The organism is Polaromonas sp. YR568, assembly GCF_943369675.1.
Lineage (GTDB): Bacteria > Pseudomonadota > Gammaproteobacteria > Burkholderiales > Burkholderiaceae_C > Polaromonas.
Map to the genome: position 1 here is coordinate 1 of NZ_CALROB020000006.1, position 12,840 is coordinate 12,840.

11 protein-coding genes and 1 tRNA gene are annotated in these 12,840 nt (G+C 63.8%); 8 read left to right on the forward strand and 4 right to left on the reverse strand.

The annotated features are described in order from the left end of the window. Positions 1-318: PHB accumulation regulatory domain-containing protein (locus tag ACLV8F_RS04340; RefSeq protein ID WP_411883021.1), on the forward strand; the 318-nt coding region annotated here is incomplete at its 5' end. A gap of 98 nt (positions 319-416) precedes the next feature. Further along, positions 417-1,826, forward strand: coding sequence for a 30S ribosomal protein S12 methylthiotransferase RimO (gene rimO, locus ACLV8F_RS04345; protein WP_411883022.1), 1,410 nt, complete (start codon positions 417-419; stop codon positions 1,824-1,826). A 133-nt stretch (positions 1,827-1,959) separates the two neighbouring features. On the opposite strand, the gene ACLV8F_RS04350 is transcribed toward rimO, so the two are convergent. Continuing rightward, positions 1,960-2,044: transfer RNA gene (locus ACLV8F_RS04350), tRNA-Leu, on the reverse strand. A gap of 167 nt (positions 2,045-2,211) precedes the next feature. Here ACLV8F_RS04350 and rnr point away from each other — a divergent pair. Continuing rightward, positions 2,212-4,527 (forward strand): ribonuclease R, encoded by a 2,316-nt coding sequence (gene rnr / locus ACLV8F_RS04355; RefSeq protein WP_411883023.1) that lies wholly within the window; start codon positions 2,212-2,214, stop codon positions 4,525-4,527. 55 nt (positions 4,528-4,582) lie between these two features. Then, on the forward strand, positions 4,583-5,140 hold the full coding sequence (locus tag ACLV8F_RS04360) for a YggT family protein (RefSeq protein ID WP_411883024.1): 558 nt from the start codon (positions 4,583-4,585) through the stop codon (positions 5,138-5,140). Here ACLV8F_RS04360 and ACLV8F_RS04365 read toward each other — a convergent pair. The 3 genes from ACLV8F_RS04365 to ACLV8F_RS04375 all read right to left on the reverse strand — a co-directional run bounded on the left by ACLV8F_RS04365 (position 5,137) and on the right by ACLV8F_RS04375 (position 9,432). Beyond that, positions 5,137-6,636, reverse strand: coding sequence for an NAD(P)H-hydrate dehydratase (locus ACLV8F_RS04365; protein WP_411883025.1), 1,500 nt, complete (start codon positions 6,634-6,636; stop codon positions 5,137-5,139). The genes ACLV8F_RS04360 and ACLV8F_RS04365 overlap by 4 nt on opposite strands. 72 nt (positions 6,637-6,708) lie before the next feature. Next, a complete protein-coding gene (locus ACLV8F_RS04370) occupies positions 6,709-7,968 on the reverse strand; it encodes a D-amino acid dehydrogenase (protein WP_411883026.1) in 1,260 nt (419 codons plus the stop codon). Positions 7,969-8,079: 111 nt separating this feature from the next. Beyond that, positions 8,080-9,432 (reverse strand): amidase, encoded by a 1,353-nt coding sequence (locus tag ACLV8F_RS04375; RefSeq protein WP_411883027.1) that lies wholly within the window; start codon positions 9,430-9,432, stop codon positions 8,080-8,082. 189 nt (positions 9,433-9,621) lie between these two features. Between ACLV8F_RS04375 and rpsB the strand changes: the two genes are divergently transcribed. The 4 genes from rpsB (at position 9,622) to frr (ending at position 12,806) form a co-directional block, all read left to right on the forward strand. Next, the gene (gene rpsB / locus ACLV8F_RS04380) at positions 9,622-10,374 is read left to right on the forward strand and encodes a 30S ribosomal protein S2 (protein WP_411877710.1); all 753 of its coding nucleotides are present in this window, start codon (positions 9,622-9,624) and stop codon (positions 10,372-10,374) included. Between the two features lie 135 nt (positions 10,375-10,509). After that, positions 10,510-11,424 carry a translation elongation factor Ts gene (gene tsf / locus ACLV8F_RS04385; RefSeq protein ID WP_411883028.1) on the forward strand — a complete coding sequence of 305 codons (915 nt, stop codon included), beginning with the start codon at positions 10,510-10,512 and terminating at the stop codon, positions 11,422-11,424. A gap of 62 nt (positions 11,425-11,486) precedes the next feature. Next, entirely contained in the window at positions 11,487-12,197 is a 711-nt protein-coding gene (gene pyrH, locus ACLV8F_RS04390) for a UMP kinase (protein ID WP_036838012.1), read from the forward strand. A gap of 48 nt (positions 12,198-12,245) precedes the next feature. After that, a complete protein-coding gene (gene frr / locus ACLV8F_RS04395; protein ID WP_411883029.1) occupies positions 12,246-12,806 on the forward strand; it encodes a ribosome recycling factor in 561 nt (186 codons plus the stop codon). Positions 12,807-12,840 lie beyond the last annotated feature (34 nt).

The following is a 12,840-nucleotide window of genomic DNA, read 5'->3' on the forward strand; positions in this document are numbered from 1 at the left end:
TCCGGCGGCGAGCCCATGTTCACCGAGGCCGTGTTGGCCAATATCATCCGTTTTTACGGTAATGCGATGCAGAGCTTCATGGGCGCTTACCTGGAAAAAAACGTCCAGAGTTTCATGGACCTGCAGGTCAAGATGGCCGAGCAGTCCAAAGGGCTGAGCCCCGAAATGTGGGCGCAGTTCATGAACGCCCAGTCGCCCATGATGCAAGGCATGATGGGCACTTACGTGGAGCAATCCAAAAGTGTTTTCACGCAGATGCAGGAGCAGATGCAAAAGCAGAGCGAGCAGATGTTGCAGGCCTTCGGCCTCAAGAAGTGAACTGAACGCCGGGCAATGTGCCCGTGCGCTGACAGGCCATTGAAGGCCATCCAGGGTTCACGGTTCGCCCTGACGCCTACCCTGAGACAATAGACCCCATGAGCGAAGTTATTTCCCCACCCGCATCCGTCAATTTCAAAGCCGCGCCTCGCGTCGGTTTTGTCAGCCTGGGCTGCCCCAAAGCCCTGACCGACTCCGAGCTGATCCTCACGCAACTGAGCGCCGAGGGCTACCAGACCTCCAAAACCTTTGAGGGCGCGGACCTGGTTATCGTCAACACCTGCGGTTTCATCGATGACGCCGTCAAGGAAAGCCTGGACACCATAGGCGAGGCGCTGGCCGAAAACGGCCGGGTCATCGTCACCGGTTGCCTGGGCGCCAAGGCGGGCGAAGACGGCGGCAACCTGGTGCGCCAGATGCACCCCAGCGTGCTGGCCGTCACCGGCCCGCACGCCACCCAGGAAGTCATGGACGCGGTGCACCTGAACCTGCCCAAGCCGCACGATCCTTTTGTGGACCTGGTGCCCAACGCATTCGGTATTGCCGGCATCAAGCTCACGCCCCGGCATTACGCCTACTTGAAAATCAGCGAAGGCTGCAACCACCGCTGCACCTTCTGCATCATTCCCTCCATGCGCGGCGACCTGGTGTCGCGGCCCATAGGCGACGTGCTCAATGAGGCGCGTGCACTGTTTGAGGGCGGCGTCAAGGAACTGCTGGTGATCAGCCAGGACACCTCAGCCTACGGCGTGGACGTCAAATACCGAACCGGCTTCTGGGACGGCAAACCCGTCAAGACGCGCATGCTGGAGCTGGTGCAGACGCTGGGTGAAATCGCCGAGCCTTACGGCGCCTGGGTGCGCTTGCATTATGTTTATCCATACCCAAGTGTGGATGAAGTGCTGCCGCTGATGGCCACCGGCAAGGTGCTCCCCTACCTGGACGTGCCGCTGCAGCACAGCCACCCCGATGTGCTCAAGCGCATGAAGCGGCCGGCCAGCGGCGAAAAAAACCTCGAGCGCATTGCGCGTTGGCGCGAGATCTGCCCCGAGATCGTGATCCGCAGCACCTTTATCGCCGGTTTTCCCGGTGAGACCGAAGCGGAGTTCGAGCACCTGCTCGATTTCATGCGCGAGGCCAAAATCGACCGTGCGGGTTGCTTTGCCTACAGCGCCGTGGAAGGCGCAACGGCCAACGAGATTCCCGGCATGCTGCCGATGGAATTGCGTGAAGAGCGGCGCGCCCGTTTCATGGCGGTGGCCGAGGCGGTGTCCAGCCAGAAGCTGCAGCAGCGCATAGGCGCGACCATGCAAGTGCTGGTGGATTCGGCGCCGGCGCTGGGCCGAAAAGGCGGCACAGGGCGTTCTTATGCCGATGCGCCCGAGATCGACGGCGTGGTCAAGCTGTTGCCGCCCGAAAAAATCAGCAAGACGCTGAAGGTCGGCGAATTCACCCGGGCCCGCATCGTCGGAACCCAGGGCCACGACCTGATTGCCGTGCCTGTTTGATTAAGACGGCGGACGGAAAGCCGGACCTGAAGAAGGGGGGCCGGCCACAAAAAAAGCCACTGGATCACAGTGGCTTTAATCTTGCTTTATTCCAGAGCTCGTTTCAGAGTCTGGCAAAGCTGTTTGGTGTATCTGGTGCCCGGGAGAGAACTCGAATCTCCACATCTTGCGATACACGGACCTGAACCGTGCGCGTCTACCAATTCCGCCACCCGGGCACAGCTAGCAGTGTACCATTACTTCAATGCATTCTCAGGCCATGGCCCGCAAATTTTCCTGAAATATTTCGGCTGCATACTCAAAGCCAGCAGCCTCCAACAAAAAGAGACTTTTTATCAAAACAACTCACTCCCATGCGGGCGGATCGTCCGCCCATTCCTCCGGTTTGCTCGCTGAATTCGAGGGCACCGTTTCCGGCCACCGCGACGGCCATGGTTTCGTATTGCGCGACGACGGCGAAGCGGATATTTACCTGCCGCCCAATGAGATGCGCGCGGTACTGCACAAGGACCGCGTCAAGGCGCGCATCGTGCGCCATGACCGCAAAAACCGGCCCGAAGGCCGCGTGACCGAGATCATCGAGCGCTCCTCCAACCCCATCATCGGCCGCCTGCTGCAGGAAAGCGGCGTCTGGCTGGTTGCGCCCGAAGACAAGCGCTACGGCCAGGACGTGCTGATTCCCAAAGGCGCCACCGGCACGGCCAAGGCCGGCCAGGTGGTGGTGGTGCAACTGACAGAGCCGCCAGCGTTGTTCGGCCAGCCCGTGGGCCGAGTCAAGGAAGTGCTGGGCGAAATCGACGACCCCGGCATGGAAATCGAAATCGCCGTGCGCAAGTACGGCGTGCCGCATGAATTCAGCGACGAGGCGCTTGCCCTGGCCCGCTCGTTGCCGGACGCCGTGCGCCCGGCCGACAAAAAGCACCGCGTCGACCTGACCGACGTGCCGCTGGTCACCATTGACGGTGAAGACGCCCGTGACTTTGACGACGCCGTGTACTGCGAGCCGGCCAAGGTCGGCCGTGGCAAGGGTTGGCGCCTGCTGGTGGCGATTGCCGACGTGAGCCACTATGTGGAAACCGGCAGCGCCATCGACATCGATGCCTACGACCGCGCCACCAGCGTGTACTTCCCGCGCCGCGTGATTCCCATGCTGCCGGAGAAACTCTCCAACGGCCTGTGCTCGCTCAACCCCAATGTCGAGCGCCTGTGCATGGTCTGCGACATGCTGGTCAACGCCAAGGGCGAGGTCCATGCCTACCAGTTCTACCCGGCCGTGATGTTCAGCCAGGCGCGCTTCACCTACACCGAGGTGGCAGCCATCCTGGCCAACACCCGGGGCCCCGAAGCCGCGCAGCGCAAGGCGCTGGTGCCGCACCTGCTCGACCTGCACGACGTCTACCAGGCGCTGCTCAAGGAGCGCGGCGTGCGCGGGGCGGTGGATTTTGAAACCACAGAAACGCAAATCGTCTGCGACGAAGCCGGGCGGATTGAAAAGATCGTGCCCCGCACCCGCAATGTGGCGCACCGCCTGATCGAGGAGGCCATGCTGGCCGCCAACGTCTGCTCGGCCGACTTCATTTCGCAAAGCAAGCACGTGGGTCTGTACCGCGTGCACGAAGGCCCGACGCCCGAGAAGAAGGACATGCTGCGCAACTACCTGAAGGCGGCCGGCGTCGGCATGACCATCAGCGACGATCCGGAGCCCGGCGAATTCCAGAAGATCGCGCTGGCCACCAAGGACAGGCCGGACGCGCAGCAAATCCATTCGATGCTGCTGCGCTCCATGCAGCAGGCCATCTATACGCCCATGAACAGCGGCCACTTCGGCCTGGCGTACGAGGCCTACACCCATTTCACCAGCCCGATCCGGCGCTATCCCGACCTGCTGGTGCACCGCGTCATCAAGGCGGTGCTGAACAAGGCCAAGTACCAGTTGCCGACCCTGCCCACGCCGGGAGAGGCCGAGGCCAAGCTGTCCAAGCGGCTGGCCTCGCGCGTCAAGGAGCCGACACAGAAACCCAAAAAAGCCAGCGCCGACGAGCTCGCCTGGCAAGCGGCCGGCCTGCATTGCAGCGCCAACGAACGCCGCGCCGACGAGGCCAGCCGCGACGTCGAAGCCTGGCTCAAGTGCAAGTACATGCGCGAGCATCTCGGCGAGGAATTCGGCGGCGTCGTCACGGCGGCCACCGGTTTCGGTATCTTCGTCACGCTGGATGCGATGTACGTTGAAGGCCTTGTGCATATCACCGAGCTGGGCGGCGAATACTTCCGTTTCGACGAAGCCCGCCAGGAACTGCGCGGCGAGCGCACCGGCATTCGTTATGCCATCGGCACGCGGGTACGGGTGCAGGTTAGCCGGGTGGACCTGGACGGCCGCAAGATCGACTTCCGCCTGGTGAACGAAGGCCAGGACCTGGTTGGGCGCGCCATGAAGGACAAGACCGGTGGCCATGCGGCGGAACTGCCGGCGCAGGAGCGCGGGGCCGCGCGCCATCCCGGTGATGCCCGTAACGGCAAGGCCGGTAAAAAGACGGCTGGCAAGCGCACGGAAACCCGTGCAGGCAGCCGCGACAGCGGCAGTGCGAGCCGAAGCGCCGGCAGCGAGCGCACGCCCAAGTCGCCCATCCAGGCCTTGAAGGCGGCCGTCAAAAAAGCCGCGGGCAACCCAGGGCGCAAACAGGGCAAGAAGCCGCGCCGCTAGGAATGCACATGGATTGTTTGACCCACCGCTTTTTCTCACACAGGGCAGGCCGCGCATGCTGATCCGTATCCTGGCGTTTCTTCTGGAAACCCTTTTCTTCCTGCTGATTGCCGCGGCGCTGCTGCGCGCCTGGATGAACTGGGTCCGCGTCAATATGAGCGCCCAGCCGGGCCGCTTTGTGATGGCGGTGACCGACTGGCTGGTCAAGCCCTTGCGCCGTACGCTGCCCGGGTCACTGGCGCAATCGCGGGTGGACTGGGCCAGCGTGATTGCCGCAGTGATTCTGGCGCTGGCTTATGCGCTGCTGTGGGCGTTGTTGTTCGGCATGCTGATGGGTGCGCTTGAGCTGGCGCCCATGGTGCTGCTGACGCTCCTGTCCTTCGCGCTGAAGATGCTGGTGCGCGTTGCCCTGCAAACCCTGTTCATCCTGGTGCTGGGTTTTGCCATCCTTTCCTGGGTGCAACCTGGTTCGCCGGCCTATGCTTTGCTGGGCCGCCTGACCGAGCCCATGCTGGCACCGCTGCGCCGGGTGATCCCGGCAGTGGGCGGGGTCGACCTCTCGGCGCTGGTGCTGATCGTGCTGCTGCAGATCGCCTTGATGATCCTCGTTTAGGCGCTGGCCAGCGCTGACGCCGTCAGCGCCTGCCCGCCACCACGGGCCGGCCATTCGTCGGCGATGCGGCCGTGTGCAAACACGGCGCTGCAAGCCGCCTCAAAAGCTTCCATTCCACCGGCCATGCCGGCCCCCAGCATGCCTGCCAGCACATCGCCGGTGCCCGCCGTGGCCAGCAAGGCATTGCCGCTGCTGTTGATGGCGCTGGGCCGCCCGGGTGCTGCGATCACGGTCCCGGAGCCTTTGAGTACCACGACGCACTGAAAGCGTTCGGCCAGCTGCCGTGCTGACGCGAGCCGGTCGGCCTGTATTTCTTTGACGCTGGTACCCACCAGCCGGGCCGCTTCCAGCGGATGCGGTGTCAGCACCGTCGCGTAGCCGCGGTGGTGGCGGGCCGTGAGCTGGGTGTGCAACTGCGTGTCCGCGGCGATGGCATTCAGCGCGTCCGCATCCAGCACCAGGCGAGGCGCGGTCGACAACACCCTGGGCAGTGCGGTGCGTACCGCATCACCGCCTCCGCAGCCGCATACCACCACCTGCTGGGCCAGGTCCAGCGCTTCAGGCGAGCGGAACATCAGTTCGGGTTGCTGCGGGTCTACGGCCATGATGGGGCTGCCGAGGAGTGCCACAAACACCCGGCCCGCGCCCGCGTGCAGCGCGGCACGCGCGGCCAGCAGCGCGGCGCCGGCCATATGGCTGTGCGCGGTGGATTCCCCACCCAGCACCGCCACGTCTCCGAAACTGCCTTTGTGGCTGGCATGCGCGTTGGCTTGCTTCGCTGGTTGCGGGACCCGGTCGGCGCCCAGAAGCCAAATTTGCGGTGCATCGCTCTGGATGGAGACCGTGCCAAGATCGTCAAACCACACCTGGCCCGCACGATCGCGTCCGTTTGCGGTGAACAGTCCCGGCTTGAGTGTCAGAAGGCTCAAGGTAGAAACGTTTGGGGCTGCGGCAAACCCTTCGGTGAAAGTTCCGGTGTCCGCGTCAAGGCCGGTCGGCACGTCCACCGCCAGGCGCGGTGTGCCGCTCGCCTGCATGTGTGCCAGCCATTCCAGCATCAGGGGCGTGCCGGGGCGGGCCGGGTCCAGCGCGCCGCCTATGCCGAGCAGCGCATCTATGCAGAAATCAAAGTTTTCAGGCGGCACGCCGGCCATGGGCACGCCTGCTGCCAGGGCGCGTTCGCGCGAGGCCTGAGCGTCGGGTGGCTGGTTGGCGCTTCCCGACGGCAAACCGGTCCAGGTCAGGGTCACGGTTTTGCCCCAGCGGTGCAGGTGCATCGCGGCCTCGAACCCATCGCCCCCGTTGTTTCCCGGCCCGCAGGCAATCCAGATGTGCCGCGCGTGCGGTGCCAGGGCCAGCGCCAGGCGCGCTGCCGAGAGGCCGGCTCGCTGCATTAGCGTATGCGCCGGCAAGCCGGCAGCGGCTTGCCGTTCAAGTTCGCGGGTGGCCGCCACGCTGTGGAGCGGCTCGCTGTGAGCGCTGGAGATTTTTCGCATGGCCCGATTGTGCGGCTACCGGCTTTTCCGTCGCAAGGAGCCGCGTCCTGGCGGGCGTGCGGCGCCCCGGTGTCAAGCCAGGCGCGCGATGCCCAGTCCTTCCATGTCGATGTCGGCGTTTTTGCCCGCCATCAGGTCGGCCAGCACCCGCGCGCTGCCGCAACTGAGCGCCCAGCCGCTGGAGCCGTGGCCCAGGTTGAGCCAGAGGCCAGCGATGCCGCTATCACCGAGGATGGGCGGCCCGTCGGGCAGCATGGGCCGCGCGCCTTTCCATTCCTGCACGCTGGAGCCGGTGTTGGCAAGCTGGGCCGCGCCCGGAAACCAGTCGTGCAAGACCTTGTAAAGGGTCTGCAGCGACGCGGCGCGTTTGTTCTCCAGCGAGCCGCCGATCTCGGCGCTCCCGGCTACACGAACGCGGTTGCCCAGGCGCGAAATCGCCACCTTGTAGTGCTCGTCCATCAGCGCGCTGCGCGGCGCGTTCAGGGGTTCGCGGATTGGCGCGCTGATGGAGTAGCCGTAGACCGCCGCCATGGGAATCTTCAGGCCCAGCGGCTTGATGAGTTGCGCCGAGGCCAGGCCGGCGCACATGACCACGCGGTCGAAGCTGCGCGGCGCACTTTCATGGGCCAGAAAAATGCTCGCCGGCCGCGATGGATCAAGCCGGGCCACGGTGGTGTTGAACTCAAAGTTCACGCCGATGCGCTGGGCTTCGTTCTTCAGCAGCAGCGCAAACTGCCGGCAGTTTGCCACCTCGTCGTTCGGCAGGTGCACGGCGCCCAGGAAAGGGGTTTCCGTGTTCAGTGCCGGTTCGATCTTGAGGACTTCGTCGAGGCCGATTTCCTTGAACACCACGCCGGCTTCGCGCAACACCGCCAGGCCCGGCTGCACCAGTTTGCTGTCTTTTTCGGAACGCAGCAGCACCATGTAGCCCGGGCTGCCGTCGTATTCGAGTTCCAGTTCGGCCGTCAGGTGGTGCAGCCTTTCGCGGCTGTAGAAGGCCAGGCGCTGCATGCGCGCGCGGTTTGCCAGGTAGGTTTCCAGCTTGCAGGCGCGAAACCATTTCCACATCCAGGCCAGCTCGCTCGCCGACAGCGGCAGGGCGAGCTTGACGGGCGCATGGCGGCTGAACAGGTGGCTGAGGACCTTGCCCGGCATGCCGGGCGCGGCCCATGGCGTGACGTAGCCGGGCGCAACCAGGCCGGCGTTGGCAAAGCTGGTTTCCTCGGCCGCCGCGCCCCTGCGCTCGAACACGGTGACTTCGTGGCCGTCCAGGGCCAATTCGTAGGCGGTGGTGATGCCGATGATGCCGGCGCCGATAACGGCAACTTTCATGCGAGCGCGCCGCTGCGGCGTCGAGTGCGGGAAGTCGTGTTGTGCATTGGTTTTATGAATGGAGCAGGCCGCAAGCCCTGTCAAGCCAAGTGCGGGCTGTCGTTGTCTTTATTACTGGAGCGAGAGTGCCAGGGCGGCTTCCACCTGCAGGGCCAGGTCCAGCACCGTATCGTCGTGCATCGCCGCATGCCAGAGCATCAGGCCCACGGGCAACTGGCCGGGCGTGTGGCAGGGCAGGGAGATCGCGCAGCCGTCGAGCATGTTAACCACGGAAGTGTTGCGCAGCAAAAGGCCGTTGACTCTGAAAAACTCGGCATCGTCGTTCAGCACGCTGGCAATCGGCGGCGCGACCAGGGGCACTGTCGGCGACAGCACCGCGTCAAAGCCTTCCAGGCGCGTTTCCATGCGGGCGATCCAGGCCTGGCGTGCCGCCACGAGGTCGATGTAGTCGGCCGCGCCCATGCTGGCGCCGCGCAGGATGCGCAGCGCGACGCGTGGGTCGTAGCTGGCCTGGTGTTCGGCAATCAGCTTGCGGTGCCAGACGTAGCTTTCAGCCGCGGACAAGCCGCCGGTGGCGTTGATGGCCGCCAGTTCGCCGATCTCCACCAGCGGGATTTCCACGATCTTCGCGCCGGCGTCCCGCAGGAGCTGCAGGCTGCGCTCAAAAGCCTGGGCGACCGTGCGGCCCAACGCGTCCTGCATCAGCGTGCCGGCCACGGCCAGCCTGTATCCGGACAGCGGTTTGCCTGTCAGCGCGACTTCGCGCGCCGCCAGCACCTCGTGCACGGTGACGGCATCGCGCACGGAGCGCGTCAAGGCGCACACGGTGTCCAGGCTGGTGGACAGGGGCAGGGCGCCCGCGGTCGGCACCAGGCGTGCCGTGCTCTTGAAGCCGACGATGCCGCAGAGCGCCGCCGGAATGCGTATCGAGCCGCCGGTGTCGGAGCCCAGGCCCACCAGGGCCGCGCCGGTCGCCACCGATACGGCCGCGCCCGACGACGAACCGCCCGGGATGCGTGGCGTGTCCGGGTTGGCCGGATTGGCCGGCGTGCCGTAGTGCGGGTTGATCCCCACGCCCGAAAAAGCGAATTCGACCATGTTGGTGCGTCCCACCACCGCCGCGCCGGCTTTCCGCAGGCGGGCCACTGCGGGGCAGTCGGACTGGGCCGGGGCGGCCTGTGCCAGCACCGTGGAGCCTGCTGCGGTGGTCTGGCCGGCCACGTCGAACAAATCCTTGATCGACACCGGAATTCCGCCCAAAGGAAGGTCCAGAGCGCCGGACGGAGTCGTTTTCAGCGTTTCCGGCATGTCGCCGGGGCCGGCATTGGGCATGAAAACATGCTGGCATGCGGGGCTTTGCGCGGTATGGGCGGCTTGCGCCAGGACGTCCCGGGGTTGCAGATGACCCTCCTGGAGTGCCTGGCGAACGGCATGGAGGTCGCCTGAAGGGGGTGTCTGGCTCATAGGATGGGAAGGGGTGCGAGAGAGAAGGGCGGGAGGATGTTATACTCGACAGGCTTTGTGAATGACGATTTTGTTGTTCGCAAGGTAAATCGCAAATCAGCCACCCAAGGTGTTGCCCCGGAAATTCTCTAGAAGAGACCGCCGGGGCGATAAGCGCTGATTTTAGACACAACCTTCTGGAGAATTTTTATGTCGACCACTATGCGCGAAATGCTGGAAGCAGGCGTTCATTTCGGACACCAAACCCGCTTCTGGGACCCGAAGATGGCCCCCTATATCTTTGGCCATCGCAACCGCATCCACATCATCAACCTGGAAAAATCGCTGCCGATGTACCAGGAGGCGATGAAGTTCGCCAAGCAGCTGTCCGCCAACCGCGGCACCATCCTGATGGTGGGCACCAAGCGCCAGGCCCGCGAAATCGTCGCCACCGAAGCCAAGCGCGCCGGCGTTCCCTACGTTGACCAGCGCTGGCTGGGCGGCATGCTGACCAACTTCAAGACGGTCAAGACGTCGATCAAGCGCCTGAAAGAGATGAAAGCCCAGCAGGAAGCCGGCCTCGACTCCATCAGCAAAAAAGAACAGCTCACCTTCAAGCGTGAAATCGAAAAGCTTGAAAAAGACATCGGCGGCATTCAGGACATGAACGCCCTGCCGGACGCCATCTTCGTGATCGACGTGGGTTTCCACAAGATCGCGATCCTGGAAGCCAAGAAGCTCGGCATCCCCCTGATCGGCGTGGTTGACTCCAACCACTCGCCTATCGGCATCGATTACGTGATCCCCGGCAACGACGACTCCTCCAAGGCTGTCGCGCTGTACGCGCGCGGCATCGCCGACGCGATCATTGAAGGCCGCGCCAACGCCGTGAATGACGTCGTCAAGGCGGTGTCGACCGAGAACTCGGATGAATTTGTGGAAGTGGAAAACGCCGCTGGCTGATTGAGCGCGCCAGCGATGGCGCTGCGTTAGACGCGAAAAAGGGGCTCGCGTAGCCCCTTTTTCACAACTTGAGCATCAAGAAGGGAGCGGCCCTGTCGGCCCATCCCTGTCAACACGACAAACGGAGAATCAAAAATGGCAATTACTGCAAGCATGGTCGCTGAACTGCGCGCCAAGACCGACGCCCCCATGATGGAGTGCAAAAAAGCGCTCACCGAAGCCGAAGGCAACTTCGAAAAGGCCGAGGAAATCCTGCGCGTCAAGCTCGGTAACAAGGCCGGCAAGGCCGCTTCCCGCATCACCGCCGAAGGCGTGATCGCGTACCACACCGAAGGCGGCATCGGCGCGCTGGTTGAAATCAACTGCGAAACCGATTTCGTGACCAAGAACGACAGCTTCCTGGCGTTCACCAATGCCGTCGCTGAAGGCATCGTCAAGAACAACCCGGCCGACGTGGCCGCGGTCGGCGCCATGCCGCTCACCCTGGACGGCTTCGGCCCGACGGTGGAAGACGTGCGTAAGGGCCTGATCGGCAAGATCGGCGAGAACATGAGCGTTCGCCGCTTCCAGCGTTTCGCCACCGGCAAACTGGCTTCCTACCTGCACGGCACGCGCATCGGCGTGGTTGTCGAGTTTGACGGCGACGAAGCCGCCGCCAAGGACGTCGCCATGCATGTGGCGGCCATGAAGCCGGTGTCCCTGTCGAGCGCCGACGTGCCTGCCGAGCTGGTCGCCAAAGAACGTTCCGTGGCTGCCGCCAAGGCCGCCGAAGACGCCGCCAAGGCCACCGCTGAAGGCAAGCCCGTGCAGTCGCCGGAAATCGTTGCCAAGCGCATCGAAGGCGGCGTGCAGAAGTACCTGAAGGAAGTCAGCCTGCACAACCAGGCTTTCGTCAAGAACGACAAGCAGACCGTCGAGCAGATGCTGAAGGAAAAGGGCACCGCGGTGAAGTCCTTCACGCTGTACGTCGTCGGCGAAGGCATCGAGAAGAAGGTTGACGATTTCGCCGCAGAGGTTGCCGCCCAGGTGGCTGCCGCCAAGTCGGCCTGATCGTTTCCCGCCCCGCCGGAAGGCCGCTAAACTTATCCATAACCCCTACAGGAGCCTCTCACATGCCAGCCTACAAGCGAATCTTGTTAAAACTGTCAGGTGAGGCCCTGATGGGCGATGACGCTTTCGGCATCAACCGCGCCACCATCGTGCGCATGGTCGAGGAAATCGCCGAAGTCACCCGTATGGGTGTCGAGGTGGCGGTGGTCATAGGCGGCGGCAACATTTTCCGCGGCGTGGCCGGCGGTTCGGTCGGCATGGACCGCGCCACCGCCGACTACATGGGCATGCTGGCCACCGTGATGAACGCCCTGGCTTTGGGCGACACCATGGACAAGGCCGGGCTGATCGCCCGTGTGATGTCGGCGATCGGCATTGAGCGCGTGGTCGAGCCCTATGTCCGACCCAAGGCCCTGCAGTACCTCGAAGAGGGCAAGGTCGTCATCTTCGCGGCAGGCACCGGCAACCCGTTTTTCACCACCGACACGGCGGCCGCATTGCGCGGCGCTGAGATCGGCGCTGAGATCGTGCTGAAGGCCACCAAGGTCGACGGTGTGTACACTGCGGACCCCAAGAAGGACCCGAAAGCCACGCGCTACACCAACATCACGTTTGATGAGGCCATGGGTAAAAACCTCGAGGTCATGGATGCCACCGCCTTTGCGCTGTGCCGCGACCAGAAGCTGCCCATCAAGGTGTTCAGCATTTTCAAGCACGGCGCGCTCAAACGCGTGGTGCAGGGCGAAGACGAGGGAACGCTGGTTCACGTCTGAGCCTTCCATGGCTTGCTTTTTTCGCTATCAAAATCCGGAGATTCGACCATGAGCATTGTTGAAGTCAAGCAGCTGGCAGAGCAAAAAATGCTGCAGTCCATCGACTCGTTCAAGAACGGCCTGACCAAGATCCGCACCGGCCGCGCCAACCCCGGCCTGCTCGATACCGTGCATGTGGACTATTACGGCTCCATGGTGCCCATCAGCCAGGTGGCCAATGTGTCCTTGCTCGATGCGCGCACCATCAGCGTTTCGCCCTGGGAAAAGGGCATGGGCGCCAAGATCGAAAAAGCCATCCGCGATTCCGACCTGGGGCTCAACCCGGCGGCGCAGGGCGACTTGATCCGCGTCCCCATGCCGGCGATGACCGAAGAGCGCCGCAAGGAGCTTACCAAGGTCGTGCGCGCCGAGGGCGAGCATGCCAAGGTCGCCATCCGCAACCTGCGCCGCGATGCCAACGACGGCATCAAGAAGCTGGTCAAGGACAAGCTGGCGTCCGAGGACGACGAGCGCCGTTCGCAGGACGACATCCAGAAGTTCACCGACCGTTTCATTGCCGAAGTCGACAAACTGGTCGCCGGCAAGGAACAAGACATCATGGCGGTCTAGATTGCCCCCACGTTCGCTCGCTTCGCGTAGCTCT

Coding starts and splice junctions, on each gene's coding strand:
- rpsB (WP_411877710.1), top strand. CDS start 9,622: ATGTCGACCACTATGCGCGAAATGCTGGAAGCAGGCGTTCATTTCGGA.
- frr (WP_411883029.1), top strand. CDS start 12,246: ATGAGCATTGTTGAAGTCAAGCAGCTGGCAGAGCAAAAAATGCTGCAG.
- tsf (WP_411883028.1), top strand. CDS start 10,510: ATGGCAATTACTGCAAGCATGGTCGCTGAACTGCGCGCCAAGACCGAC.
- ACLV8F_RS04370 (WP_411883026.1), bottom strand. CDS start 7,968: ATGAAAGTTGCCGTTATCGGCGCCGGCATCATCGGCATCACCACCGCC.
- rimO (WP_411883022.1), top strand. CDS start 417: ATGAGCGAAGTTATTTCCCCACCCGCATCCGTCAATTTCAAAGCCGCG.
- pyrH (WP_036838012.1), top strand. CDS start 11,487: ATGCCAGCCTACAAGCGAATCTTGTTAAAACTGTCAGGTGAGGCCCTG.
- ACLV8F_RS04360 (WP_411883024.1), top strand. CDS start 4,583: ATGCTGATCCGTATCCTGGCGTTTCTTCTGGAAACCCTTTTCTTCCTG.
- ACLV8F_RS04375 (WP_411883027.1), bottom strand. CDS start 9,432: ATGAGCCAGACACCCCCTTCAGGCGACCTCCATGCCGTTCGCCAGGCA.
- ACLV8F_RS04365 (WP_411883025.1), bottom strand. CDS start 6,636: ATGCGAAAAATCTCCAGCGCTCACAGCGAGCCGCTCCACAGCGTGGCG.